The sequence below is a fragment of the Actinoplanes sp. NPDC051346 genome, assembly GCF_040682215.1.
GTDB lineage: Bacteria > Actinomycetota > Actinomycetes > Mycobacteriales > Micromonosporaceae > Actinoplanes.
On sequence record NZ_JBFBAJ010000002.1, the window covers coordinates 218,309 to 243,601 of the forward strand.

The following is a 25,293-nucleotide window of genomic DNA, read 5'->3' on the forward strand; positions in this document are numbered from 1 at the left end:
CGAGGGTAACCTAACCTCTATGCCGAGCGATATCTACCGCGACCCATGGGGAATCCCACATCTGCGGGCGGACTCGGTGGACGACCTCGCCCGCTTACAGGGCAGGGCCGCGGCGCTGGACCGCGGCGCCCAGATCACCACGGAACGCTTGCGCGCCGAGGGACGCCTCGCGTCGGTCGCCGGCCCCGACGAGGTGCCCTGGGACCGTTTCGCCAGGCGGGCGCGCCTCGACGACACCGCCCGCCGCTGCTACGCGCGCCTCGACGAACCCACCCGACGCTGGGTCGGCGCCTACGTCGACGGCGTCAACGAGGTCCTCGGCACCACGGACCCGTGGCGGCCGTGGTCACCGCTCGGCGTCTTCGGAGTCCAACACATCCTGTTCGGCACGTTCCCGCACCGGATGTGGCAGGCCCACGTCGAGGCGACCCTGGGAGCGGACAAGGTCGAACTCTTCGCCAGCGAGGGCCCCGGCGGCTCGGGCAGCAACGCGTGGGCGGTCGCGGGCCCGTCGCCGATCATCGCGGGCGATCCGCACCGCGTCCTCGAACTGCCCGGCATCTATCACCAGGTCCGGCTCGCGTGCCCGGAATTCGACGTGTTCGGCTTCGCCTTCCCCGGCGTGCCGGGGCTGCCGCACTTCGGTCACACCGGGTCGGTCGCGTGGGCGATCACCAACGCGATGGCCGACTACCAGAGGCTCTACCCCCTCGACGACACCACGCCGGTCGCCTCGCACGAGGAGACCATCGACGTGCGCGGCGCCGACCCGGTCACCGTCGAGGTGATCGATACCCCGCTCGGACCGGTGATCGACGAGGGCGTGATCCTGCACACCCCGGCCCGCGCGACGCACCGGCTCGGCTTCGAGGCGCTGCTGCCGCTGCTGCGGTCGCGGACGGCGCGGGACGTCGCCGAGGCGCTGCGATGCTGGGTCGAGCCCGTCAACAGCGTGATCGTCGCGGACTCCAGCGGCACGGTCCTGAGCCTGGTGGCCGGCCTCATGCCGCACAGTGACGGCAGCCCCCCGCCGGCCGCGACCGTCACCGAGGCGGTCGTGCACGCCAACGACCGCAGGGCCGGCGACACCGACGGACTCGGGAACCACTTCGCGCCGCCGCACCGGGCCGCCCGGATCAGAACCCTGCTCGGCGAACCCCCCGAGACCATCCACACCGACGATCGGCTCGGCGGCTCGGTCCTGCTCGACCTGCTCGCACGCCTGGACGTGGAGCACCCGCTGCGCGACCGGCTCCTCGCCTGGGATCGGCGCATGTCCGCCGGCAGCACCGACGCGGGAGCGTACGCGGCCTGGCGCGGCGCCGTCGCCCGCCGGCTCTGCGACCACCCCGACCTGCGTCCGCTGTTCACCCCACACCGCCACGACCCGATCTTCAACCCCTGGCTCGACCCGAGGACGCGCGTCGGCCTCGCCGTCGACGCGCTGGTTCTCGCCCTGCCCGACGCCGAAGCGCTGGCGATCGCCGCGCTCGACGATGTCGCCGACGACGGCGGCACCTGGGGATCACGTCACCTGCTGCACCCCATCGGTTCCGGCGCCGTGCCGCGCACCGAGCTCTCCGGCGACACCGACTGCGTGCTCGCGACCTCCACCGTGCCGGGAGTCTCGGACGTCTGCTGGCGCGGCCCGGTCGCCCGCTACGTCTGGGATCTGGGCGACCGCGCCAGAAGCCGGTGGATCGTCCCCTTCGGTGCCGCCGGCGACCCGGCCAGCCCCCACTTCCACGACCAACTCGAGCGATGGGCGGCCGGCGAGCTGATTCCCCTCGTCACCGACTGGAACACCCTGAGAAAAGAGAGCGAGACCATGTATCAGTACGCCGTTCCCGGCCTGGGCGACCTGCGCCTCATCCCCGTCGAACCCGCGACGCACGCCGAGCTGATCCACTCCTGGGTCACCCAGCGCCGCGCGACCTACTGGGGCATGGGCGACTACACCGTCGACCAGGTCCGCGAGGTGTACGCGTTCCTCGACAGCCTCACCACGCACCACGCCTATTTGATCCTGGTCGACGGGACCCCGACCGGCATCTTCCAGACGTACGAGCCCGACGCCGACCCGGTCGGCGAACGCTACACCGTGGAGCCCGGCGACATCGGCATGCACCTGCTTCTCGCGCCCGGCGAGAAGCGGGCCCGCAACTTCACCGGCCGGGTCGGCGCCGCTCTCTGCGGGTACCTCTTCCAGAACCCGGCGCACCGCCGGGTGGTGGTCGAGCCCGACAGCCGCAACCACCTGGCCCTGCGGCGCATGCGCATGTCCGGCTTCACCTTCGACACCGAGATCGACATGCCGGGCAAGAAGGCGCAGCTGGCCTTCCTCACCCGCGACGCCTACGAGCGGGTCGCCCCGCTGCAGCACGCGTGACGTCCCGCCGCGGTCTCATCAACTGAGCGTCGTGCCGACCAGCGCGCCGATTCCGTACGTGACCGCCATCGCCGCCGCGCCACCGGTCACCAACCGCAGCACCGCGCGGCCCGGTCGGGCACCGCCGAGGCGGGCGCTCAGGTAGCCGGTCGCGGCGAGCGCGACGACGACCACGACGAACGTGACCGCGACCCGGACGCCGGGCGGCGGCAGCAGGATGGCCGCCAGCGGCAGCAACGAACCGGCCGTGAAGGCGATCGCCGAGGCGCCGGCCGCCTGCCACGGGTTGGTCAGCTCGTCGGGGTCGAGGCGCAGTTCGATGTCGGCGTGCGCCGCGAACGCGTCCTTCTCGGTCAACTCCCGCGCCACCTTCCGGGCGGTCGCCGCGCTGAGTCCCTTCGCCTCGTAGAGCGCGACCAGCTCTTCGAACTCCTCCTCGGGGAACGCCGCGAGCTCATCGCGTTCCTTCTGCAGCAGCGCCCGCTCGGTGTCGCGCTGGCTGCTGACCGACACGTATTCACCCAGCGCCATCGAGACCGCCCCCGCGACCAGGCCCGCGACGCCGGCGGCCAGAATCGGCCCGGTCGACGTGGTCGCCCCGGCCATGCCGACGACCAGACCCGCGGTCGACACGATGCCGTCGTTGGCGCCCAGCACGCCGGCGCGCAGCCAGTTCAGGCGTCCCGACAGGGCGGCGTCGTGCGGCTCGCCAGCGTGCATGACCACAGCAGCTCCTTGCCCCGCCCGTTGTCGCCGGAAGCGTTCCGGACCGGGCCACCGTCATTCTCCGTTGCCGCCGCCGGCCGCCGAGCACGGGTGTCGCACAAGGCGTCGGTGTCCCTCGGACGGCATGTGCGAATAGTGGGGGGTTGCCGTTGGCGTGGCGAGGGTTATTTCGGTGCAATGGGGATTCGCGGAATAGGGGGGCTCCAGATTTCTTGCCCAGAGGAGGCCTGGGCGACGCCGGGCTGGTCGGCCCCACCCACGGATTCTGAGAAAGCCCGGCGCCGCCGTACGCGCCCACGCCTGATCCCTCGATCAAGCTGATCACCGGAACAGCCGGAGTTCCCCATGTCTGAGCGACCGTCACCCGCCGCAGTGCTCGCCGCCGAGATCGCGGCCGTCGCCAGCCTCGGCACGAGTCTCGTCGGACGCGCCGAGGCCCTCCTGGAACCGCTGCGCGCCGTGCTGGAATTCGACGCGGCGTGTATCACCATGCTGGACGCCGAAGGGCGCCGGCAACCTCCACTGCTCTGGCGCGGCTACCCGTCCGCGGTGGTGGAGCACCTGCACAGCACCGACTTCTTCGTCAGCGTGCAGAGGTTGGGGTTCAGCCGCAACCGGAGCCCGCTGCGCCTCGCCGACATGCCGGTACCACCCGGCGAGCTGCGCGGGTGGGCCGAGTTCATGGCCCCGGCCGGATTCGGGGAAGGCATCGGCATTCCCCTGCACACCGCCGACGGCCGCTATCTCGGCGTGCTGTCCACCCACACCGAGGACCGCAAACCGGTCCGGGGCGAGATCCGCGACCTGCTCGGCGACCTTGCCCCGTTGATCGCGTACGCGGTGGATCCGCTGCGGACGATCACCGCCCTGGCCGCTCTGGTCACGGACGCGGTCGCCGGCGTCATGCTGACCCGCACCGGTGCCACAGCACCGCTGCCCGGACTGCCGCGAAACCGCTTGCTGGACCGCGGCTCACCGGTGGTGACCGAGGCCGCCGCGTGCTATGCCGACGGAGACAGCCGCGCCACCTTCCTCACACCCACCGTGGCGCCCGATCCGCCCGGCTACCTCCGGGCGACCATGCTGGCCTGCCCCGACCAGTCGCCGTACGACCTGGAGGCGGTCGTCATGCTGCGCCCGCCGGGAGACCTTCACCACCTCAGCCACCGCGAGATGACTGTTCTTGGCCTGTTCATCGCCGGCCGGACCGAATGTCAGGCCGCCGCCCGCCTGCGGACGTCTGTCCGCGCCGTGCGCGCCGCGCTGGAACACGCCCGCGTCAAACTCGGCGCACCCACCAACGCCGCCGCCATCATGCGCGCCGCCGACCTCGGCCTCTACCTGCCACCCACCCAGCGCTGCTGATCACTGTCGCAGGGTCCCGGGCGCTTCGTTCTCGGCGCGTACCGATCGCAGCAGCAGCTCGGACACGTCGGTGACCCGTACGTCGTCCGCCGCCTTGCCCTGCTCCTTGCGGGTGGCGACGCCGTCGGTGAGCATGCTGATGCAGAACGGGCACGCCGCGGCGACCACGCTCGCCCCGGTGTCCAGCGCCTGGTCGGTGCGGGTTTCGTTGATGCGGGTGCCGAGCGGCTCCTCCATCCACATCCGGGCCCCGCCCGCCCCGCAGCAGAACGACGTCTCGCGGCTCCGGGGCATCTCGGTGAGCCGGAGTCCGGGCACGCTGCCCAGCAGTTCCCGGGGCGGTTCGAAGACGCGGTTGTGTCGCCCGAGATAGCAGGGGTCGTGGTAGGTGACGGTGGTGTCGACGGGATGCGCCGGGCGCAGCCGGCCGTCGGCCACGAGCCGGGAGAGCAGTTGCGTATGGTGGACCACCTCGAAGTCGCCGCCGAGCTGGCGGTACTCGTTGCCGATCGTGTTGAAGCAGTGCGCGCAGGTCACCACGATCTTCCGCGCCCCGGCGCCGGTGAGGGTCTCCACGTTCTGGGTCGCCAGCTCCTGGAACAGCATTTCCTGGCCGAGACGGCGGGCGGCGTCGCCCGTGCACGTCTCGCCGCTGCCGAGCACCATGAACTCGACGCCGGCCTCGTGCAGCAGCTGCGCGACCGCGCGGGTGGTGCGCTTGGCGTTGTCGTCCAGCGCGCCCGCGCAGCCCACCCAGAAGAGGTATTCGACGTCGTCGGGCAGGCGTTCCTCGCCGCCGGCGCCGAAGACGCGCACCTCGAACGGCAGCCCGGCCGTCCACTCCAGCCGGGCCTTGGCGCCGCGACCCCAGGGGTCTCCGGCCCGCTCGAGATTGCGCAGCATGACGTTGGCTTCCTTCGGGAACTGGGCCTCGATGAGCACCTGGTACCGCCGCATGTCGACGATGTGGTCGACGTGTTCGATGTCGACGGGGCACTGCTCGACGCAGGCGCCGCAGGTGACGCAGGACCAGAGCACGTCGGGGTCGATGACGCCGCCGCTCGCCTCCGGCGCGACGAGGGGCCGGGCCGCCTCCGCGAGGACGTCTCTGGGCAGCTTGGCCCGCTCGTCGTCCGACGAGGCCAGCAGGTAGGGCGCCTTGGCCAGCGCGTGGTCACGCAGGCTCATGATGACCAGCTTGGGGTTCAGCGGCTTGTCGGTGTGCCAGGCCGGGCACTGCGACTGGCAGCGGCCGCACTCGGTGCAGGAGCCGAAGTCCAGCATGCCCTTCCAAGTGAAGTCCTCGATCGCGCCCCGGCCGATCTTGTCGTCCTCGTCCGGGTCCTCGAAGTTCACGGGTACGCCGCCTGAGTGCACCGGCAGCAGCGGGCCGAGCCCCCGCGGTCGGCGGGAGAACAGCACGTTGAGTGGTGCGAGCCCGATGTGCAGGTGCTTGGAGTGCACGACGAGGACCAGGAAGCCGAGCACGACGCCGAGCGTGGCGAGCAGGCTGACCGTCTCCAGGACCTCATTGGCGGCGTGCCCGGCCGGCTCCAGCATCCGCGCGACGGCCTCGGAGGCGAAAGCGGCGCCCTCGGGGAAGGGGAAGTTGCCGGTGTTGATCTGCGCGCCGCGGCAGAGCAGCAGCGTCCACATCACGTTGAAGATCATGAAGAGGACGAGCCAGGCCGCGCCCAGGTGGGAGCCGAAGAACCGGGAGCGGCGTCCCTCGTGCTCGGGGCGGTGGCGCAGGCGGATCGCGGCGAAGGCGACGAGGGAGACGAGGACCGCCACGATGCTGAGGTCCTCGAGGAAGCCCAACCAGGCCTGGGTGCCGATGAGCGGGATGTGGAAGTCCGGGTCGAACAGCGCGCCGTAACCCTCCACGATCGTCGCGCCGAGGATCAGGAATCCCCAGAACACCGCGAAGTGCGCCAGGCCGGGCCCACTCCACTTCAGCAGCTTGCGCTGGCCGAGCACCTCGGTCACGATCGCCCACAGGCGCGGGCCCAGGTGTGTGGTGCGCTCGGGCTCCGCGCGCTGCCCGGCGCGGGCCAGCCGGAGCAGGGTGAGGATCCGCCGCCCGGCCAGCCCGAACGCGACCGCGGTCAGGGCGAGCCCGAGCACCAGTCGTACCGTCACGTCGTCTCCTCGTTGTGGCTGATCATCGGGTAGGCCTTGCGTCGGCTGATCTCGGCGAGCAGTTCGGGCACGACCCGGTGCACGTCGCCGACCACGCCGAGATCAGCCACGTCGAAGATGGGCGCCCGCGGATTCCGGTCGATCGCCACGATCGTCTCCGCGTGCCGCATGGCGGCCCGGTGACGGACCGAACCGGAGATGCCGAGCGCCAGGTAGAGCCGGGGATGGACGATCGTGCCCACCTGGTCGATCTGTTCGCGCCGCGGGCACCAGCCGAGCTCGGTGGCGGTGTGCGACCCGCCCGGAGTGCCGTGCAGCGCCTTGGCGAGCGCGTCGACCAGGCCGAACGACTGCCGCGAGCCCAGTCCGCGACCGCCGGCGACGACGACGGCCGCCGTGGCCAGCTCCGGTGGGAGCTCGGAGCCCGCCGGCCGGCGGGTGATCCGGCGTACGGCGCGGACGGCGGACGGGAAGTTGAGGTGGACCCGCTGGACGTCCGGCTCCATCGGTGCGGCCGTCGGGGCGACGGCGTCGGCCCGCACGGTGAACACCGGTATGCCGCGGGTCACGCTGGACTCCACGCGGTAGGCGCCGAGCAGCGCCGACTGGACGGCGACCGGCCCGTCGGCGCCCATGCGCAGGTCGACGGCGTCGCTGACGAGGCCGGAGCCCAGCCGCGCGGCCAGCCGGGCGGCGATCTCCTGCCCGAGCCGGTGGGAGGCCACGAGGACGGCGGCGGGTGTGGTCCGCCGCGCGAGGTGGGACAGCAGCTCGACCCGGGCCGCGGCGGGATGCTGGTCGAGCTCGCCGCGGGCGATGGTCGCGATCGTGGCGGCGCCGAACCGGCCCAGCAGCGCGACGCTGGCCGCGTCGCTCGGCCCGCACAGGACGGCCATGGGCGGGCCGAGCCGGCGGGCGAGGGTCAGCAGCGCGCAGGTGGAGCGGCACACCCCCGGTGGGGTCGCGGTCCGATCCACGAGCACCAGCACAGGTCTCATGAGGCCTCTTCAGGGATGACGCGGGCGGTTACAGGAACTGGTGGAGCGCGAGAAAGTCCGCCACGCGGATGGCCGCGACCGTGGGGTCGTCGGCGAGGACCACGTGGGTTCGGTCGACCGGCTGCGCCGTGACGGCGCGGACGACGGTGGCGCCGCCGTGACCGGCGATGCCGAGGTCGGCCAGCGACCAGGTGTGGATCAGCTTGTAGTGAGCGTCGAGGGTCGCCGTCAGCGTCGGTAGCCGGGGCTCGCCGCAGCGTTCGGTCACCGCGACCACGGCGGGCAGCTCGGCGGCGTACGTCCGCAGCCCCGCGCCGTCGTCTCGCCCTATTTCCACCTTGTGTTCGCGGACGCGCAGAATGTCGGCGAAGCAGAGCACCGGGACGCCGAGCAGCTCCGCCACCATGGCCGGCACCGCGGACATGCCGGAGTCCGACGACGCCGAGCCGGACAGCACGAGGTCGAATCCGAGCCGGTCCACGGCGGCGGCGAGCACCTGCGCGGTGGCGAGTGCGTCGCTGCCGTGCAGTCGGTCGTCGAGGACGTGAACCGCGTCGTCGGCGCCGAGGACCAGTGCCTTGCGCAGCGCCCCGACGGCCGCGGGCGGCCCCATCGTCACGGCGGTGATCTGCACGTCGCGCCGCCGTCGCGCGATCCGGAATGCCTGGTCGACCGCGTACTCGTCGGCCTCGTTGAGCTGGCCGGGCCGCTCGGCGCGGTCCAGGGTGTGGTCGGCGCCGAACGTCAGGTTGCGCAGCGTAAATGGGACGTGCTTGACCAGGACGACGATCTTCACCAGTGTCAGCCTCCGGCGCTCAAGAGCAGACGCTGCCGCGAGTGTACGACATGATATTGATCACTATGGATCTTTTTCGGGTCGCCCCTGGGGTGAGATGTGCCCAGCGGCACACCGGACCGGGTCGGGTTTGCCATTGCGTTGAACCGGCCGACCGTGATCCACGTTTCCATGGTCAAGTTCAATAGGGGGTCGAGGATGATCATCGGTGTACCGCGTGACCCGCATCCGGGTGAGCGGCGCGTCGCGGCGACACCTGCCACCGTGACGCAGCTGGTCAAGCTCGGATACGACGTGGTGGTGGAGGCCGGGGCCGGCGCTGGTTCCTCGTTCTCGGACGAGGCCTATGCCAACGCCGGGGCGATCATCGGCGATCCGCTGACGGCGGATGTCCTCTTCACGATCAACCCGCCGCCCGGGGAGCAGCTCGACAAGCTCGGCGAGGGCACCACGCTGATCGGGATGCTGAACCCGCGACTGGACCCGGACCTGGTCGCGGATCTCGCCCGGCGCCCGATCACGGCGCTGTCGATGGACGCGGTCCCGCGGATCTCCCGGGCCCAGTCCCTCGATGTGCTGTCGTCGATGGCCAACATCGCCGGCTACCGCGCGGTCGTCGAGGCCGCGCACGTCTTCGGCCGGTTCTTCACCGGCCAGGTGACCGCCGCCGGCAAGGTGCCGCCGGCCAAGGTGCTGGTCGCCGGCGCCGGTGTCGCCGGCCTGGCCGCCATCGGCGCCGCGGGCAGCATGGGCGCGATCGTCCGCGCGACCGACCCCCGGCCCGAGGTGGCCGACCAGGTCAGGTCCCTCGGCGGGGAATATCTGTCGGTCGAGGCCGCCGACGTCGAGGTCTCGTCGACCGGCTACGCCAAGGAGATGTCCGACGACTACACCGAGCGCGCGGCCCGGCTCTACGCGGCGCAGGCGAGCGAGGTCGACATCGTCATCACCACCGCGTTGATCCCCGGTCGGCCGGCGCCGCGATTGATCACCGCGGCGATGGTGGCGAGCATGAAGCCGGGCAGCGTGATCGTCGACATGGCCGCGGCCAACGGCGGCAACGTCGAGGGCACGGTCGCGGGCGAGGTGGTGGTCACCGCGAACGGCGTGACCATCATCGGCTACACCGATCTGGCCGGCCGGCTGCCCGCACAGGCCTCCCAGCTCTACGGCACCAACCTGGTGAACCTCATGAAGCTGATGACCCCGGAGAAGGACGGGCACCTCGTGCTCGACTTCGACGACGTCGTCCAGCGCTCGATGACCGTCGTCCGCCACGGCGAGCTGACCTGGCCGCCGCCCCCGGTCTCGGTCTCCGCCGCGCCCACCGCGGCTCCGGCCGTGGCCGCACCCGCGGCGCCGGCGGCCGCGCCCAAGCGGCCAGGACGGCAGTTGGCGACGGTCGGCGCCGGCGCGGCCGCGCTGTTCCTGCTCACCGCGCTGGCGCCGGACGCCCTGCGCGTCCATCTCACCGTCTTCGCCCTGGCGATCGTCATCGGCTACTACGTCATCGGGCACGTGCACCACGCCTTGCACACGCCGCTGATGTCGGTGACCAACGCGATCTCCGGGATCATCGTCGTCGGCGCCCTGCTGCAGCTCGGGCACGGCGGCAACCTGGTGACCGGGCTGGCGTTCGTCGCGATCCTGCTGGCCAGCATCAACGTCGTCGGGGGCTTCGCGGTGACGCGCCGCATGCTCGCCATGTTCTCCAGGAGCTGATCTGATGACCGTCGAAACCGCGGCGCAGGCGGCGTACATCGTCGCCGCCCTGCTCTTCATCCTCGCGCTGGCCGGTCTGTCGAAGCACGAGACCGCCAAGGCCGGCAACACCTTCGGCGTCGCCGGCATGGCCGTCGCCCTGGCCGCCACGATCGCCCTCGCGGTCGAGCGCGACATCAGCACTACCGGCCTAATCCTGCTCGTCGTGGCCGTGCTGATCGGTGCCGCGATCGGCTTGTACCGGGCCGGCAAGGTCGAGATGACCGGCATGCCGGAGCTGATCGCCGTGCTGCACAGCTTCGTCGGCCTCGCCGCGGTGCTGGTCGGCTGGAACGGGTACCTGCACGTCGAGGCCCACCCGGACGGCGCCGAGGCCGCGTGGCTGGACAGCCAGGGCATGCTCGGCATCCACAGCGCCGAGGTGGTCATCGGCGTCTTCATCGGCGCGGTCACCTTCACCGGCTCGATCGTGGCGTTCCTCAAGCTGTCCGCCCGGATCAAGTCCAGCCCGCTCATGCTGCCCGGCAAGAACCTGCTCAACGTCGGCGCGCTGGTTGCCTTCGCCGCCCTCACCGCCGGCTTCGTGGTGTCGTCCCAGCTGTGGATGTTGATCGCCGCCACCGTGGTGGCCCTGCTGCTCGGCTGGCACCTGGTCGCCTCGATCGGCGGCGGCGACATGCCGGTGGTGGTATCGATGCTCAACAGCTACTCCGGCTGGGCCGCCGCGGCCGCCGGCTTCCTGCTGGAGAACGACCTGCTCATCGTCACCGGCGCCCTCGTCGGCTCCTCCGGCGCCTACCTGTCATACGTGATGTGCAAGGCGATGAACCGGTCCTTCCTGTCGGTGATCGCCGGCGGCTTCGGCATCGAGGCCGGCCCCGCCGGCGACAAGGACTACGGCGACCATCGCGAGACCAACGCCGAGAGCGTCGCCGACCTGCTCACCAACGCCGACTCGGTGATCATCACCCCTGGCTACGGCATGGCCGTCGCCCAGGCGCAGCACGGCATCGCCGAGCTAACCCGGGTGCTGCGCGAGCGCGGCGTGACCGTCCGCTTCGGCATCCATCCGGTGGCGGGCCGCCTGCCCGGCCACATGAACGTGCTCCTGGCCGAGGCGCGGGTGCCGTACGACATCGTGTGCGAGATGGACGAGATCAACGACGACTTCGCCGGCACCTCCGTGGTGCTCGTGATCGGCGCCAACGACACGGTGAACCCGGCGGCCACCGAGGACCCGAGCAGCCCGATCGCCGGCATGCCGGTGCTCACCGTGTGGGACGCGGACGACGTCGTCGTCTTCAAGCGGTCGATGGCCTCCGGGTACGCCGGCGTGCAGAACCCACTGTTCTTCCGCGACAACTGCGCGATGCTGTTCGGCGACGCGAAGGAGCGCGTGGACGACATCCTGCGCGCGGTCACCGCCGCGACCCCCGCAGGGGCACGCCACTGACCAGCACGCCACTGAGTAGCGGCGGCCGTCGGGACCGGCGGGCAGCCGGAGCGCCGGGCTGTTCCTGACGTCCCGGGCACCTGCGTCGGCCACAGGATCGACCCTCGGTGCACGAAGGCCGAGCCGGCGGCTAAGAGGCGAGGCAGGACAGGGTTATCTTCGTGCCGTGCCCGCCGGTGTCGATGGTGAGGTCGTCGATGCCGGCGCTGGCCAGCCACAGGCCCCGACCGCCGACGGCTTGCGGGCCGGGGCGGTCGGCCCGGTGCCGGTCGGCGGGCAGGCCGGGGCCTTGATCGGTGACCCGGCAGTGCAGGCGGTCGCCGACGCGCCACAGCTCGATGCAGCCCCGCCCGCCGCCGTGGCGGACCGCGTTGGTGGTGATCTCGTTGACGGCCACGACGAACCGGTAGAGGGCCAGGTCGGTCAGGCCGTGGCGTTGTGCCCACCGCTGCACATCGTGGCGCAGAGCGACCAGCGTGGCCAGGTCGAAGTCCCTGGTCAGCGGATTCGCCCGCCTCGGGGTGCGAGCCTCGCCCGGGTCAGCCATGGCGGGCTCCCGGCGCCGCTGGCGGGGCCTCGATGTGCCGGCGGGCGGCGAGGATGCAGGTGTCGTCGTCGGGGTTGGCCCGGCGCAGGGCGCCGAGCAGCGTCTCCAGCGGCGGTGGGCCGGGTTCGGCGGTGACCCGTCCGAGGACGGCCAGCACGGGGGCCAGGCCCTCGTCGAGGGTTCGCGAGCGGTGCTCGATGAGACCGTCGGTGTAGAGCAGCAGGACGTCTCCGGGATCCAGGCGGGTCGTGGACGTGTCGTAGGTGGCGCGCCGGATGGCGCCGAGCAGCGGGCCGGGCCGGTCCGACAGCTCGGTGACGGTTCCCGCCCGGGCGAGCAGTGGCGCGGGGTGCCCGGCGCGTGCCCAGGCGAGGTCGTGGGTGGCCGGGTCGAAGCGCGCGACCGCGGCGGTGCCGGTCTCGGCGTCCGCGGCGTAGAGCAGTCTGTTGAGGTGGGTCAGCAGGTCGGCCGGGTCGGACGTGGTCGTGACGGCCAGGGCGGCGAGGGCGTGGCGCAGCTGGGCCATGGTGGCGGCGGCCTGCAGGCCGTGCCCGGCGACGTCGCCCACGGCCAGGACGATGGTGCCGTCCCCGGCCGCCGCCGCGTGGTACCAGTCACCGCCGACCCGGCTGGCCTGCTCGGCCGGCAGGTAGCGAACCGCGGCCCGGAGCCCGTCGAGCTCGATCGGGCCGTCCGGGATCGGCAGGACGATGTGCTGCAGGTGGGCGGCCAGGCGGTGCTCGGCGAGCAGGCTCTGCTGCTGGGCGCGCAGTTCTTCCTGCACCTCGGCGAGCTTGAGGCGGCTCATCTCCCGTGCCGTGACGTCCTGAATGATCCCGTAGATCTTGACCGGCCGGCCGTCGACGTCGCGGACCGCGTCGATCACCGCCCGCAGATGTTTGACCTTTCCCTTGATCATGGCGCGGGCGGTGAGATCGATCGTCTCCCCGCGGCCGAAGGCCTCCGCGGCCTGCCGGCGCAGCGGCTCGTCCTCGGGCAGGCCGAGGGCGTCCGACTCCTCCCGGGGCAGGGGTCCGTCGGCGGGGTCCCGTTCGTAGATCCGGTACATCTCGTCGGACCACACGGTCGCGTCGGTGACCAGGTCCCACTCGCCCCAGCCGAGGTTGCCCAGCCGTTCGGTCTGTGCGATGCGCTCGGCGAGGCGGGTCTGCTCGTCGAAGCGGACCCAGGAGTTCAGCAGGCCCGGTCCGACCGGCTGCACCCGCACGGACAGCAGGTGTTCGGAAGCCTGCTCGTCGTCGCGGTGAACGTAGGGGAAGGGACCGACCTGACGCTGCTGACCGTCGGCGAGGGCGTCGGCCCACGCCTGCCACACGGGCCCACCGACGATCGTCGGATAGGTCTCGCTCACCCGCCGGCCGATCAGCCGCGAGCCGGCGGTGCCGGACAGGTCCACCAGGGTGCGGCTCACCGCGACGAGCCGGTAGTCGACGAGCTCACCGGCATCGTCGCGGATTCCGACGAGCACGATGTGGTTGCCGGGCATGGCGTCCAGGACCTGTTGAACGACGGCGGCCCAACCGGGCGCCGCGTCGTCGACGGACACCGCCGGGCGGTGGCGCTGACGTGGCTTCGGCGCCTGATGCGCCACCCGCAGCACCTCCTCGGCGCTGCGGCGAAGCCGCACGGACGGTGTCACCTGCCGGGTCTCCAGGGCGGAGATCATCGCCGCCGCTACGGTCTCGACGTCCTTGTCCTGCTGGGCGGCGACGGTCCGGATGTGGGCCAGAGCCTCGTCGATGCGGCAGCCGATCCGTCCGGCGAGCAGACCCGCGGCCCGCTCGCACACCACGTCGGCACTCAGCCGGGCACTGCCGATCTGAGCCTCCAGCTCGGCCAGGCGCCGCAGGTATCCCTGATGTCCGTCCGTCGTCATGTGTCCGCCGGAGGCTGGGCCAAGCCGAAAGCCTCCAGCAGGCCGGACATCCGCAGCTGGTCGAGGACCTTGTCGGTGGGATCCTCGACGCGGAAGTCGGCGCCGACCTCGTCCGCGGCCTTCATGGCACGCACCAGCAGGCCGATGCCGGAGGAGTCCAGGAAGGTCACCTCCGCGAGCCGCACCCGTACCGAAGACGGCCGGCCGCTGATGATCGCCTCTTTCACCACCTTGGCGACCTGCGAGGCGTTGGTGAAGTCCAGCTCTCCCCTCAGCACCACATCCAGGCGGCCGTCGACGCTTGTGTCCACCGAGACTGTCCGCACGCGCGCGCCCCTCTCCACATGTCCGGTTACTCACGCTACGCCCCGAGCCTCGCCGGGGGGAGCCACCGATCGGCCGAACAACACCGGTACCGACATGGGTGACCCGGGTCGCCGGAATCCGGCGACCCGGGCTGTCGAGCGAAAGGATCAGAGGGTCAGCGTCCAGGTGTTGATGTAGCCGGTGTCGATGCGGTACACGTCGCGGACCTGCAACTTCCAGGCACCGTTGCCGGCCTCGCTCGACAGGTTGGTCGTATAGGTGGTGTTGACGTTGTCGGCGCTGTCGATGCCGCTGCTGTTCTTCAGCCGGTACGCCGTACCGTCCGGAGCCACCAGATCGATCACCAGGTCACCGCGGTAGGTGTGGACGATGTTCACCGCGACCGTGGAGGTCGCCGAGCCGTTGCGTCCGCAGCCGCTGATCGTGATCGCGCTGGTCACCGCCGCGCCGGCGTCCGGGATGGACACGTCGGTGCCGTTGGTCCCGGTGCAGCTGCCACCGGGACCACCGGTCACGGTCAGCGTGTACGTGGCGGAGCGGGTCACCGAGCCGGTGCCGGTCACCGTGATCGAGTAGGTGCCCGACGGGGTCGACGCGCTGGTCGAGATCGTCAGCGTGGACGAGGATCCCGAGGTCACCGACGCCGGGTTGAACGTCGCGGTGGCGCCGCTGGGCAGGCCGGAGGCGCTCAGCGCGACGGTCTGCGCGGTGCCGGACGTGGTGGCCGTGGCGACCGTGGTGGTGGCCGACGAACCCGCGGCGACGCTACCCGAGGCGGGCGAGACGGAGATCGAGAAATCGTTGGTCGGGGTGCCTGTGCAGGTCGGTTCGCCCGTCTGAGCCGGGACGCTGATCGCGTTCCAGGCCGCCTTGACCGTGTTGAACTCGGTGCAGCTGTTCGGGTAGAGGTTCTTCGCCGCGGTCAGCGACGCCGTACGGACGTTGGCGTACTTCCAGGTGGAGGTCTTGGCCAGCATCGCGTTGTAGTAGATCTCGGCGGCCTTGCGGATCGAGATGCCGGTGACCGTGGACGAGTTGCAGGTCGGGCTGGCGGGCTGGCCGTTGGTCGGCGCCGAGCCCTCGGCGACCAGGTAGAACCAGTGGTTCAGCGGACCCGCCGCGGCGTGCACCTCGGTCGACGGGATCGCGGTGGACCAGCAGTTGGGGTCGCCGGCCAGCGACGGGTTGTACATGTAGCGGATCGGGCCGTCGCCGACCAGGTCCACTTCCTCGCCCACCTGGTAGTCCGGCGGGTCGAGCGGGCTGTTCGCGTACGCCTCGGTGATCGCGCCGAAGATGTCGCCCGTGGACTCGTTGATGCCGCCGTTCTCGTTGCCGCTGCCGGCACCGCCCGGCGTGTACTGGAAGATCGCGTGACCCATCTCGTGCGCCACCACGTCGATCGGCGTGGCCTGGCGGGTGTTGGCCTGGTTGTGGCCGAAGTTGGTGTACGACCCGTTCCAGTACGCGTTGACCGCGTTCAGCCCGACCCGGATCGGCGGGTTGTTGCCGTTGCCGTTGATGCCGTTGCGGTTGAGCCAGGAGCTGAGCATGTCGACCTGGCGCTGGGCGCCCCACAGCGCGTCGACGCAGGCGGTCTCGAGGTCCGTCCCCGAGCCGTTGCCCCAGTTGTCGTCGGTGCCGGTGTACGCGTTGCCGTTCTGCCCGCCGCACTTGAGGCCGGGACGGGTGGGGTCGGTCATCGAGTACGACGAGCCGGAGCCGGAGGTGTTGATCGTGACGTTGCCGTAGTAGTAGCCGTTGCCGGTGCCCTCGCGCACGTAGTCGACCTGGTCGACCACCTTGCCGGTGTGCGCGTCGACGAAGACGTGCAGGTTGCTGGCGTCGTGTTGCGCCGAACGACCCTCGACGACGGCCTCGTACACCAGCTTCGGCGTGCCCCAGGCGAGCACCTTGAGCTGCGGGGCGGCGGCCTTGTCCACGGTGGCCAGCCGGCCCCTGGCGGCCGCGGCGGCCCGCTCGGCGCTGACGGTCGCGGTGGTACCGACCGCGATCTGCGCGGTCTGCGCGACGGCGGTGTCCTTGACGGTGCCCGCCGCGTCCGTGGTCACCACGACATCGCCGCCGACCACCTGCAGGCCCTTGAACGTCCGGGCGTACGTCACGTACTGCAGCCCACGGGTGCCCTGCACGACACCGGTCCGCGTGAGCGTGTCACCGTCGGAGCGGCGCAGCAGCGACGCGGAGCCGGGGCTGCTCACGAGCCGGTCGGCGGCCGACGCGGCGAGGGCCGGGCCGGACGGCGGGCTGGGCGCCCGCTGCGGTTGGGCCGAGGCGGGCGCCGCGGCCAGCGTCAGCGCGGCCCCGGCGGCGAGCGCCGCCGAGGCTGAGATGAGTCTTCTAGATCCCACGCTCGTCACTCCTTCTCTCGACCCGATCAGGGCGAGGCCTGGGTGCCATGTCCCGGGGGTTGGGGAGGCGCCAGGCTGGTTGAGCTGACGCTATGCATCGACGACCGTCACCGAATCGGGGAAAACCCTTGTCGCCGGCAGCCGCTGGGAGAGCTGGGTCCGCGACCGGACGCCGAGCTTGCGATACACCCTGGTCAGGGTGGCTTCCACGGTCTTGACGCTGAGGAACAGCCGGCCGGCGATCTCGCGGTTGCTGGCCCCGTCGCGCACGAGCCCGGCGATGCGGGCCTCGGTCGAGGTCAGGCCCAGCTCGGTGGGGGGCGCGGCGGGCCCTTCGGTACGCGCGAACGCCCGCTCGGCCTGCTCGGTCCACGGCTTCGCCTCGGCGGCGAGGAACAGGGCCAGCGCCGCGCCCAGGGCCGCGCGGGCGGCCGCGTACCGGCGGCGCCGCCGCTCCGCCCCGCCCTGCACCAGCAGCGCGTGAGCCTGCTCGAGCGGCTGGCGCAGGTCCGCGAAGTAGCGCGCGGCGGCGGCGGACAGCAGCACCGCGGAGCCGGCCTGGCCCTGCTCGGAGAGCACCACCGCGGTCGCCCGGTCGAGGAAGCCGTTGAGGCCCGGGGTGGCGCCCAGCCGGGCGGCGGCGGCCCGCGCCTGCGCGAGGTTCGCGGCGGCCTCCTCGTGCTCGCCGAGCGCGGCCAGGCCGCCGGCGAGATCACCCTGCCAGCGCACGATCATCGGGTCCGCCGCGCCGCCCTCGAGATCGCTCAGCCGGCGCAGGGTGGCGACGCCGCCGCGGGTTTCACCGGCGCGCAGCTGCGCCTGCCCCAGGGCGTGCAGGCTCCGGCGCAGATACAGGCTGTCGCCCTCCTGCTCGGAGGCTCGGACGCCGCGGCTGGCGTACCCCGACGCGGCGGCGAGGCTGCCCCCGGCCAGTTCGGCCACGGCCGCCGTGTACCAGGTGGGGCCGGGGCTCAGGTCGGCGTGCTGGCCGGCGGTGATGGCGCGGTGGGCGTACCGCAGCGCCTCGCGGCACCTGCCCGCCCGGACGGCCACCTCGGACAGGCTGCGCAGCACCTCCACCAGGGCCTCGCCGGTGTGGTCGTGCTCGGCGACGGCGAGCAGGGTGAGCAGCTCGGCGCGGGCCTCGTCCAGCCGGTCGTCCATCATGGCGAACCGTGCCGCCAGAAAGCGCGGACTCAGGTGCAACATGCCCGGCACCTGCGGCGCGGGCAACGACAACGCCCGGCGTAACGTGGCGGTCCACTGCGGTTCCGAGCGGAGCCGCTGCACCTGGGCCAGCGAGCTGAGCGCCATCGCCTCGGTCGTCGGATCGCCGGCCGCGCGGGCCGCTCCGGCCGACTCGGCCGCGCACACCGCCGCCGTGCGCGCCTCGCCGCCGAGCATCGCGGCCCAGGCGAGCCGCAACTTCACCGGAGCGAGCAGGGTCACGTCGGTGCCGGCCTCGTTGAGCGCGCCGGCGAACGTCTCCTCCATGGTCGCGAGGGCCTGACCGGCCAGGTCCAGCAGCACGATCCGGGCCTGGACCCGGTGGGCGGCCGGGGCGTCGGCGGCGGCCAGGACCGCCTCGGCGGCTCGCCCGGCGACCACGGGAGCGCCGGCGGCGGCCGCGGTGGTCGCCGCTGCGACGAGCCAGTCGAAGCGCTGCGCGGCGAGGCTGCGCGGGCAGCGGTCGGCGGCGAGAAGGTACAGCTCGGCGGCCGTACGCCCGGCGTTGCGACGCAGCGCCCGCCCGGCCGCCTCGATCAGGTCGCGGGCCACGTCCGCGTCCGGGCGACCGCTGCGCAGGGCCCGGTGTCGCACGGCCATCGTCTCGTCCAGCGCCGTGTTGGCCAGCGCGTCGTGGACACCGGCCCGGCGGGCGGCGCCGGCGTCCTCGACGAGCACGTCGGCGAGTGCCGGCGGCGTGAACCGGATCGTCTCCCCGTCGGTCCGCACCACCCCGGCCGCCGCGGCGACCCGCAGGTCACGGTCCGCGTCCTCGTAGCCCGCCCGGACCAGCACGGTGAGGGTCGGTTCGGTGGCCAGCGCGGCCACCAGCAGGGTCCTGGCGACCTGCGGCGGCAGGGCGGCGACGCGGCGGCGCAGCAGGGCTCGGGCCGCCTCGGGTAGCGGTGCCGGACGCCACTGCGGCCCGGGTGCCACGGCGCCCAGGGTCAGGGCCAGGAACGGGTTCCCGCCGCTGGCCTCGTGCAGGCGGGTCGCCGTCCGGCAGGGCAGACCCCGCGCCTCGAGCAGCGCGGTGAGATCGTCGGCGCCCAGCGGCGGCACCAGCAGGTCCGCCACCGGCGCCGGGCACAGCCGGGCGGCGCGGTGTCGCCCGACGTCGTCCGGGAGGCGCTGCGCGGCGACGACCCGGACCCTCGGCCCGGGACGCCGGCGCATCGCGAAGCCCACCAGTTCGGCCGACTCGGCGTCGAGCCACTGCACGTCGTCGAGCACGAGCAGCACCGGCCGGGTGCGGGCGCAGTGCGCGAGCAGGCTCGGCAGCACCAGGCGGCGGGCCAGCGCCGGGGCGCCCGTGCGGGGGACAGCGCCCTGACGCAGCATCGTCAGGGCCGCGCGGTGTGCCGGTGGCAGGGCGGCGATCGCGGTGTCCGGCAGTTGGGCCACGAGGTCGGCGATCCCCGCGTACGGAAGGAGTCGCTCGGCCGACGCCGGCCGCAACCGTACGACCAGTTCGTCGCGTGCGGTGGCCGCGGCGGCCACGGCGTCGAGCACGGCGGTCTTGCCGATGCCCTCCGGCCCGTGCAGCGCGACACCCCCGCCCGAGGCCAGGCGTGTCTCGACGGCGGTCAGCAGGGGCTCCCTGCCGAACAGGGTGGTCGTGGGCGGTGCGTCGGTGTCCACGGCCGTCTCCCCCCGGGTGCAGACGAAATCGAGGAGCTTCAGCCTAGAGAATTTCACCAGAAAGCATCAATGCCTGTGAATGTGACAATCTTCAGGCATAGATGTAAAGACCCTCGGTGCGGCGCGGTCCGCCGGCCCTTGCCCGCGATCACGCGAAACGTGATCATGAGGAACCCGCCCCTGGCCTGGTAAATCCTTTAAACACATAGGATTAATAGGTGATGTGGGCCACAATGCGCTGACCGGCGTCGGGCGGGGAGGTTACGGTCCTCGCATGAACCGGAGCGCACGTCTCATTCGACGCCGCTTCGTCGACTTTCTTCGGGTGTGCAGCAGCGCCTGTTGAGGGACGGCGACATCGTCGCCCACCCCTGAGCCCTCCAGCCACCGGCAGCGCCCGCTGTTCCCCTCCGGGCCCGGCTGCCGGGCGGACTCCTCTCCACCGCATACCGCCTGCTCAGGCGGTTCATCGGCATACCCGCGTATCGAAAATCCAGGAGTATCTCCATGAGACGTGTCAGAGCATCGTGGGCGGTCATCGCCGTCGTGGCGGCCGTGACGGCGACCTCGGGCTGCGGTGCCGCCGGTCGCGCGGCCGGCGGATCCGAGGTGACGGAGCTGCGGTACCAGGGTTCGGTAGGCCAGGTGACACCCCCGGAGCTTGCCCAGGATCTCGGTTACCTCGGCAATGTCAGGCTCTCGTGGATCGGCAACACGATCAGCGGCCCGCAGGACATCCAGGCCGCCACGACCGGCGACACCGACTTCGGCGGGGCGTTCAACGGCGCCATCGTCAAGCTGGCCGCCGCCAAGGCCCCCGTCAAGGCCGTCGTCGGCTACTACGGTTCCGACAAGCTCACCAACATGGGCTTCTATGTGCTGGACGGCAGTCCCGTCACGAGCGCCCGGGCTCTGATCGGCAAGAAGATCGGTGTCAACACGCTGGGCGCCCACGCCGAGGCGGTCATCAAGACCTACCTGGCCCGCAACGGCCTCAACGACGCGGAGATCAAGCAGGTCGAGCTCGTCGTCGTACCCCCGGTGAACGCCGAACAGTCGCTGCGCCAGGGGCAGATCGACGTCGCCGCGCTGAGCCAGACCCTGCGCGACAAGGCGCTGGCCCGCGGCGGTATCCACACCCTGTTCACCGACGTCGACCTGCTCGGAGAGTTCACCGCCGGCAGCTACGTGGTGCGCACCGACTTCCTCAAGAAGAACCCCACGACCGTGCGGACCTTCGTCACCGGCGTGGGCAAGGCGATCGAGTGGGCCCGTACGCAGCCCCGCGAGGTGGTCCAGGCCCGGTTCGCCGACATCATCCGCAAGCGCGGCCGCAACGAGGACACCAACCTGGTGACGTACTGGAAGAGCTGGGGTGTCGCCGGCACGGGCGGTGCCATCGCGGAGCGCGACTTCACCACCTGGATCGAGTGGCTGAACGCGGCGGGCGAGCTGAAGGGCAAGCAGATCACCGCGAAGGACGTCTTCACCAACGAGTTCAACGACGCCGCGCGCGACGGTGCGGCCCGATGACCGCCAAGGTGAGTTTCGACAACGTCGGCAAACGCTTCCACGCCCGCGGCCGGACCGTCACCGCCATCGACGACGTCACCCTCGACGTACGGACCGGGGAGTTCCTCGTCATCGTCGGCCCCAGCGGCTGCGGCAAGTCGACCCTGCTCGACCTCCTCGGCGGCCTCACCACGCCGACCTCGGGCCGCATCCTCGTCGACGGCCAGCCGGTGCGCGGGCCCGGCCTCGACCGGGGCGTCGTGTTCCAGCAGTACGCGCTGCTGCCGTGGCGGACCGCGCAGGGCAACGTCGAGTTCGGACTCGAGGCCAAGGGCGTGCCGCGGCGCGACCGCGTCGAGCGCGCCCGCGACCAACTGGAGCTCGTCGGGCTCGGCGGCTTCGCCGACCGGTACCCGCACGAACTCTCGGGCGGCATGAAACAGCGGGTGGCCATCGCCCGCAGCCTCGCCTTCGACCCGGAGGTCCTGCTGATGGACGAACCCTTCGCCGCCCTGGACGCGCAGACCCGCGACGGGCTGCAGGACGAGCTGCTGCGCATCTGGGAGCGGACCGGCAAGACGATCGTCTTCATCACCCACGGCATCGAGGAAGCCGTCTACCTCGGCCAGCGGGTCGCCGTGATGACCTCGCGGCCGGGACGGATCAAGGAGGTCATCGAGGTGCCGCTGACCGCCCGGTCGGCCACCGAGGATCTGCGCTCCGACCCGGCGTTCACCCGGTACCGGCACGAGATCTGGAGCCTGCTGCGCGACGAGGTCAGCCGCGCGCAACGGCAGGAACTGACCCGCGACCGTCAGGAGGCCTCCGTTGCCTAGCGTCACCAGCACCCCGACCACCGTGGCCGCGCCGCGGGCCGCCGTACCGGTGCCGGCGGCCCCGCCCACCCCGCGAGCCGGCGCGTGGGGGAGTGCGCTACGCCTGGCCGGCGCGATCGGCGGCCGCGTGGCGGCGATCGCCGTCCTCGCCCTCGTCTGGGAGACGCTCCCCCGCCTCGGCGTCGTCGACGCCACGTTCCTGCCGCCGCTGTCCGAGGTTCTCGTGGCCTGGTGGCAGCTGCTGCTGTCCGGCGAACTCGGTGCCCACATCCAGGCGAGCCTGAGCCGGTCGCTGAGCGGGTTCGCCCTGGCCGTCGCCGCCGCCATCCCGCTCGGCCTGGTGATCGGCTGGTACCGGCCGGTCGCGAACCTGCTGAATCCGCTGCTGGAGCTGTTCCGCAACACCGCGGCGCTGGCCCTGCTCCCCGTCTTCGTGCTCATCCTGGGACTCGGCGAGACCTCGAAGATCGCCATCATCTTCTACGCCTGCGCCTGGCCGATCCTGCTCAACACCGTCACCGCGGTCCGCACCGTCGACCCGCTGCTGATCAAGTCGGCCCGGTCGCTCGGGCTCGGGCCGCTGCGGCTCTTCCAGAAGATCGTCCTGCCGGCGGCCGTCCCGGCGATCTTCACCGGCATCCGGCTCGCCGGGGCGTTCTCGATCCTCATCCTCATCGCCGCCGAGATGGTCGGCGCCAAGGCCGGCCTCGGCTACCTCATCAACTACGCCCAGTACAACTTCGCCATCCCCGACATGTACGCCGGAATCATCACCATCTCCGCCATCGGCCTCGTCGTCAACCAGCTGCTGCTCGCGGTCGAGCACCGGTTCTCGACCTGGCGAACATCGTGAAAGGACACCCGGCCATGAGCCGACACCTGCACCTCAACGCCTTCCTCATGGGCGTCGGACACCACGAAGCGGCCTGGCGGCATCCGCGCACCGACGCCGCGCGGGTCGCCGACGTCCGGCACTACATCGAACTGGCGCGGATCGCCGAGCGGGGCCTGCTCGACTCGGTGTTCTTCGCCGACACCCTCTCCGCCGGACCGAACGCCCGGCACCGGCTCCAGGCCGTGTTCGAGCCGATCACCCTGCTCGCCGCGATCGCCGCCGCCACCACCCACGTCGGCCTGATCGCCACCGCCTCGACCAGCTACTACGAGCCGTTCCACCTCGCTCGGCTCTTCGCCTCGCTGGACCACGTCAGCGGCGGCCGGGCCGGCTGGAACATCGTCACGTCGGCCAGTGACGCCGAGGCCCGCAACTTCAACCGCGACGCCGCCGCCGCGCACGCCGCCCGGTACGACCGCGCCGCGGAGTTCGTCGACGTCGCGGTCAAGCTGTGGGACAGCTGGGAGGCCGACGCGCTCGTCCTCGACCCGGCCTCCGGCGTCTTCGCCGACACCGGCAAGGTCCACGAGGTGGCGCACGCCGGCGCACACTTCCAGGTCCAGGGACCGCTCAACAGTCCCCGGTCGCCGCAGGGCCGCCCCCTGCTCGTGCAGGCGGGATCGTCACCCGACGGCCGGGCCTTCGCCGCCCGTTACGCCGAGGCCGTCTTCACCGCCCAGCAGACCCTCACCGAGGCCCAGGACTTCTACGCTCTGCTCAAGCGGGACGTCGCCGCGGCCGGACGCGACCCCGGCCAGATCACCATCCTGCCCGGCGTCGTTCCCGTCCTCGGCGGCACCGAAGCCGAGGCCGTGCGGCTGGCACGCGAGTTCGACGACCTCATCGTCACCGACTACGCGCTGGCGCAGCTCTCCCAGTTCCTCGACCGGGACCTGTCGGCGTACCCGCTCGACGGGCCGCTGCCCGCCCTGCCCGAGCCCGACACCATCGAAGCGCACCAGTCCCGGTTCAAGCTCATCGTCGACCTCGCCCGGCGCGAGGACCTGACCATCCGGGATATCCTGCGCCGGCTCGGCGGCGGCCGCGGCCACCGGGTCGTCGCCGGAACCCCCGAGCAGATCGCCGACGAGCTGGAGTCCTGGTTCCGGCAGGGCGCCGCCGACGGGTTCAACGTCATGCCGCCGTACCTGCCCGGCGGACTGGAGGACTTCGTCGACCACGTCGTGCCCGAGCTGCAGCGGCGGGGACTGTTCCGCACCGCGTACGCCGCCGACACCCTGCGCGGGCACTACGGCCTGCCGCAACCCGCCAACTCGTACGCCCGCGTACCCGCAGCCGCATGATCGCCAGGAGGAAGCGTGACCCTGACCGCCGAGCCGGAACGAGCCGGCCTGGACGCCGTACGGCTGCGAGGACTGCTGCGGCGCCAAGCCAGCACTGTCACCGTGGTGACCGCCGCCGGGGAACCTCCCGCCGGCTTCACCGCCACCTCGTTCACGTCGGTCTCGCTGGAACCGCCGCTGGTGTCGTTCTGCCTCAGCCGCGACTCGTCGAGCTGGCCCACCCTGGCCCGCGCCTCCCACGTCGCGGTGCATCTGCTCGGCGCCGACCAGGCCGACCTCGCCCGACGCTTCGCCACCAGCGGCATCGACCGGTTCGCGACGCCGACCGCCTGGCGGCGGGGGCCGCACGGCGTCCCTGTCCTGGACGCCGCCCTGGCCTGGCTGCTGTGCCGGGTGACCGACCGGATACCCGCCGGCGACCACGCCGTCGTCCTGGCCGAGCCGCTGCTCGGCGAGCACGGTGACGGCGCCCCGCTGCTCTACCACGACGGGCGCTACGCCCACCTGCAGCCGGGCGTCCGGTCATGACCGCACCCGCCGGGCAGGACCTCCACCCGCTCGACCGGGCCGCACAGGATCTGCTGTTCCGCGCCGCCCGCACGGCGGACGCATTCGCCGCCGACCCGGTCACCGACGAGCAGGTGCACGCCATCCACGACCTTGTGCGACACGGCCCCACCGCCTTCAACAGCCAGCCGCTGCGCATCGTGCTGCTGCGCTCGACCGACGCCCGCCGCCGGTTGCTGCCTCACCTGAGCCGCGGCAACCGCGACAAGACCGCGGCGGCCCCGCTCACCGCGATCCTCGCCGCCGACACCTCGTTCCACGACCACCTGCCCCGGGTGTTTCCCCACCGTCCGGAGATCCGCGAGTGGTTCGCGGGTCCCGGGCACGCCGGCGAGCGAGAGGCGCACGCCCGGTTCAACGCCGCCCTGCAGATCGGCTATCTCATCGTCGGGATCCGCGCGGCGGGCCTGGCCGCCGGGCCGATGGCCGGCTTCGACCCGGCCGGCCTCGACACCGAGTTCTTCCCGGACGGACGACTCCGCTCCCTGGTGGTGGTCAACATCGGCCGGCCCGCGGGTACGGCACGGGCCCGGCTACCACGACTGTCCACCACAGACGTCATCCACACACTCTGAAC

The 25,293-nt window shown here is 72.0% G+C and carries 19 protein-coding genes; 10 read left to right on the forward strand and 9 right to left on the reverse strand.

Annotation, left to right across the window (positions count from 1 at the left end; all coding sequences use genetic code 11):
• The first annotated feature begins 19 nt into the window (after positions 1-19).
• Positions 20-2,389: a GNAT family N-acetyltransferase gene (locus tag AB0M36_RS05440; protein ID WP_364152832.1), complete on the forward strand. Its 2,370-nt coding sequence runs from the start codon at positions 20-22 to the stop codon at positions 2,387-2,389.
• A gap of 18 nt (positions 2,390-2,407) precedes the next feature.
• On the opposite strand, the gene AB0M36_RS05445 is transcribed toward AB0M36_RS05440, so the two are convergent.
• The gene (locus AB0M36_RS05445) at positions 2,408-3,109 is read right to left on the reverse strand and encodes a VIT family protein (protein WP_364154262.1); all 702 of its coding nucleotides are present in this window, start codon (positions 3,107-3,109) and stop codon (positions 2,408-2,410) included.
• Between the two features lie 351 nt (positions 3,110-3,460).
• On the opposite strand from AB0M36_RS05445, the gene AB0M36_RS05450 reads away from it, so the two are divergent.
• Complete coding sequence (locus AB0M36_RS05450) at positions 3,461-4,480, forward strand: LuxR C-terminal-related transcriptional regulator (RefSeq protein ID WP_364152835.1); 1,020 nt, start codon at positions 3,461-3,463, stop codon at positions 4,478-4,480.
• On the opposite strand, the gene AB0M36_RS05455 is transcribed toward AB0M36_RS05450, so the two are convergent.
• From AB0M36_RS05455 to AB0M36_RS05465, 3 genes are read right to left on the reverse strand one after another with little or no spacing between them, the layout of a single operon-like run.
• Positions 4,481-6,622: a (Fe-S)-binding protein gene (locus AB0M36_RS05455; RefSeq protein ID WP_364152838.1), complete on the reverse strand. Its 2,142-nt coding sequence runs from the start codon at positions 6,620-6,622 to the stop codon at positions 4,481-4,483.
• Positions 6,619-7,620, reverse strand: a complete 1,002-nt coding sequence (locus tag AB0M36_RS05460) for an electron transfer flavoprotein subunit alpha/FixB family protein (RefSeq protein ID WP_364152840.1) — start codon at positions 7,618-7,620, stop codon at positions 6,619-6,621. The genes AB0M36_RS05455 and AB0M36_RS05460 overlap by 4 nt, the downstream gene beginning before the upstream one ends.
• A 28-nt stretch (positions 7,621-7,648) precedes the next feature.
• Entirely contained in the window at positions 7,649-8,416 is a 768-nt protein-coding gene (locus tag AB0M36_RS05465) for an electron transfer flavoprotein subunit beta/FixA family protein (RefSeq protein ID WP_364152842.1), read from the reverse strand.
• Positions 8,417-8,614: 198 nt separating this feature from the next.
• Here AB0M36_RS05465 and AB0M36_RS05470 point away from each other — a divergent pair, with 198 nt between their 5' ends.
• Together AB0M36_RS05470 and pntB are read left to right on the forward strand one after the other, a co-directional pair.
• On the forward strand, positions 8,615-10,138 hold the full coding sequence (locus AB0M36_RS05470; protein WP_364152845.1) for a Re/Si-specific NAD(P)(+) transhydrogenase subunit alpha: 1,524 nt from the start codon (positions 8,615-8,617) through the stop codon (positions 10,136-10,138).
• 4 nt (positions 10,139-10,142) lie between these two features.
• Positions 10,143-11,591: a Re/Si-specific NAD(P)(+) transhydrogenase subunit beta gene (gene pntB / locus AB0M36_RS05475; RefSeq protein ID WP_364152848.1), complete on the forward strand. Its 1,449-nt coding sequence runs from the start codon at positions 10,143-10,145 to the stop codon at positions 11,589-11,591.
• A 130-nt stretch (positions 11,592-11,721) separates the two neighbouring features.
• Here the strand turns inward: pntB and AB0M36_RS05480 are convergent, their stop codons facing one another.
• The 5 genes from AB0M36_RS05480 to AB0M36_RS05500 all read right to left on the reverse strand — a co-directional run bounded on the left by AB0M36_RS05480 (position 11,722) and on the right by AB0M36_RS05500 (position 19,602).
• Positions 11,722-12,138 (reverse strand): ATP-binding protein, encoded by a 417-nt coding sequence (locus AB0M36_RS05480; protein ID WP_364152851.1) that lies wholly within the window; start codon positions 12,136-12,138, stop codon positions 11,722-11,724.
• Positions 12,131-14,035, reverse strand: a complete 1,905-nt coding sequence (locus AB0M36_RS05485; RefSeq protein WP_364152853.1) for a SpoIIE family protein phosphatase — start codon at positions 14,033-14,035, stop codon at positions 12,131-12,133. The genes AB0M36_RS05480 and AB0M36_RS05485 overlap by 8 nt, the downstream gene beginning before the upstream one ends.
• Positions 14,032-14,361, reverse strand: coding sequence for an STAS domain-containing protein (locus AB0M36_RS05490; protein WP_364152855.1), 330 nt, complete (start codon positions 14,359-14,361; stop codon positions 14,032-14,034). Before AB0M36_RS05490 ends, AB0M36_RS05485 begins: the two co-directional genes overlap by 4 nt.
• Positions 14,362-14,508: 147 nt before the next feature.
• A complete protein-coding gene (locus AB0M36_RS05495; protein WP_364152858.1) occupies positions 14,509-16,734 on the reverse strand; it encodes a M4 family metallopeptidase in 2,226 nt (741 codons plus the stop codon).
• Between the two features lie 90 nt (positions 16,735-16,824).
• Positions 16,825-19,602 carry a LuxR family transcriptional regulator gene (locus AB0M36_RS05500; protein ID WP_364152861.1) on the reverse strand — a complete coding sequence of 926 codons (2,778 nt, stop codon included), beginning with the start codon at positions 19,600-19,602 and terminating at the stop codon, positions 16,825-16,827.
• Between the two features lie 507 nt (positions 19,603-20,109).
• Between AB0M36_RS05500 and AB0M36_RS05505 the strand changes: the two genes are divergently transcribed.
• The 6 genes from AB0M36_RS05505 to AB0M36_RS05530 are packed head-to-tail and all read left to right on the forward strand — an operon-like array spanning position 20,110 to position 25,291.
• Positions 20,110-21,135 carry an ABC transporter substrate-binding protein gene (locus AB0M36_RS05505; protein WP_364152863.1) on the forward strand — a complete coding sequence of 342 codons (1,026 nt, stop codon included), beginning with the start codon at positions 20,110-20,112 and terminating at the stop codon, positions 21,133-21,135.
• Positions 21,132-21,950 carry an ABC transporter ATP-binding protein gene (locus AB0M36_RS05510; protein ID WP_364152866.1) on the forward strand — a complete coding sequence of 273 codons (819 nt, stop codon included), beginning with the start codon at positions 21,132-21,134 and terminating at the stop codon, positions 21,948-21,950. The genes AB0M36_RS05505 and AB0M36_RS05510 overlap by 4 nt, the downstream gene beginning before the upstream one ends.
• The gene (locus AB0M36_RS05515) at positions 21,943-22,803 is read left to right on the forward strand and encodes an ABC transporter permease (RefSeq protein WP_364152868.1); all 861 of its coding nucleotides are present in this window, start codon (positions 21,943-21,945) and stop codon (positions 22,801-22,803) included. The genes AB0M36_RS05510 and AB0M36_RS05515 overlap by 8 nt, the downstream gene beginning before the upstream one ends.
• A gap of 14 nt (positions 22,804-22,817) precedes the next feature.
• On the forward strand, positions 22,818-24,149 hold the full coding sequence (locus AB0M36_RS05520; RefSeq protein ID WP_364152870.1) for an LLM class flavin-dependent oxidoreductase: 1,332 nt from the start codon (positions 22,818-22,820) through the stop codon (positions 24,147-24,149).
• A gap of 15 nt (positions 24,150-24,164) precedes the next feature.
• Entirely contained in the window at positions 24,165-24,677 is a 513-nt protein-coding gene (locus AB0M36_RS05525; RefSeq protein ID WP_364152873.1) for a flavin reductase family protein, read from the forward strand.
• Positions 24,674-25,291, forward strand: a complete 618-nt coding sequence (locus AB0M36_RS05530) for a malonic semialdehyde reductase (RefSeq protein WP_364152876.1) — start codon at positions 24,674-24,676, stop codon at positions 25,289-25,291. Before AB0M36_RS05525 ends, AB0M36_RS05530 begins: the two co-directional genes overlap by 4 nt.
• The last annotated feature ends 2 nt before the right edge of the window (positions 25,292-25,293 follow it).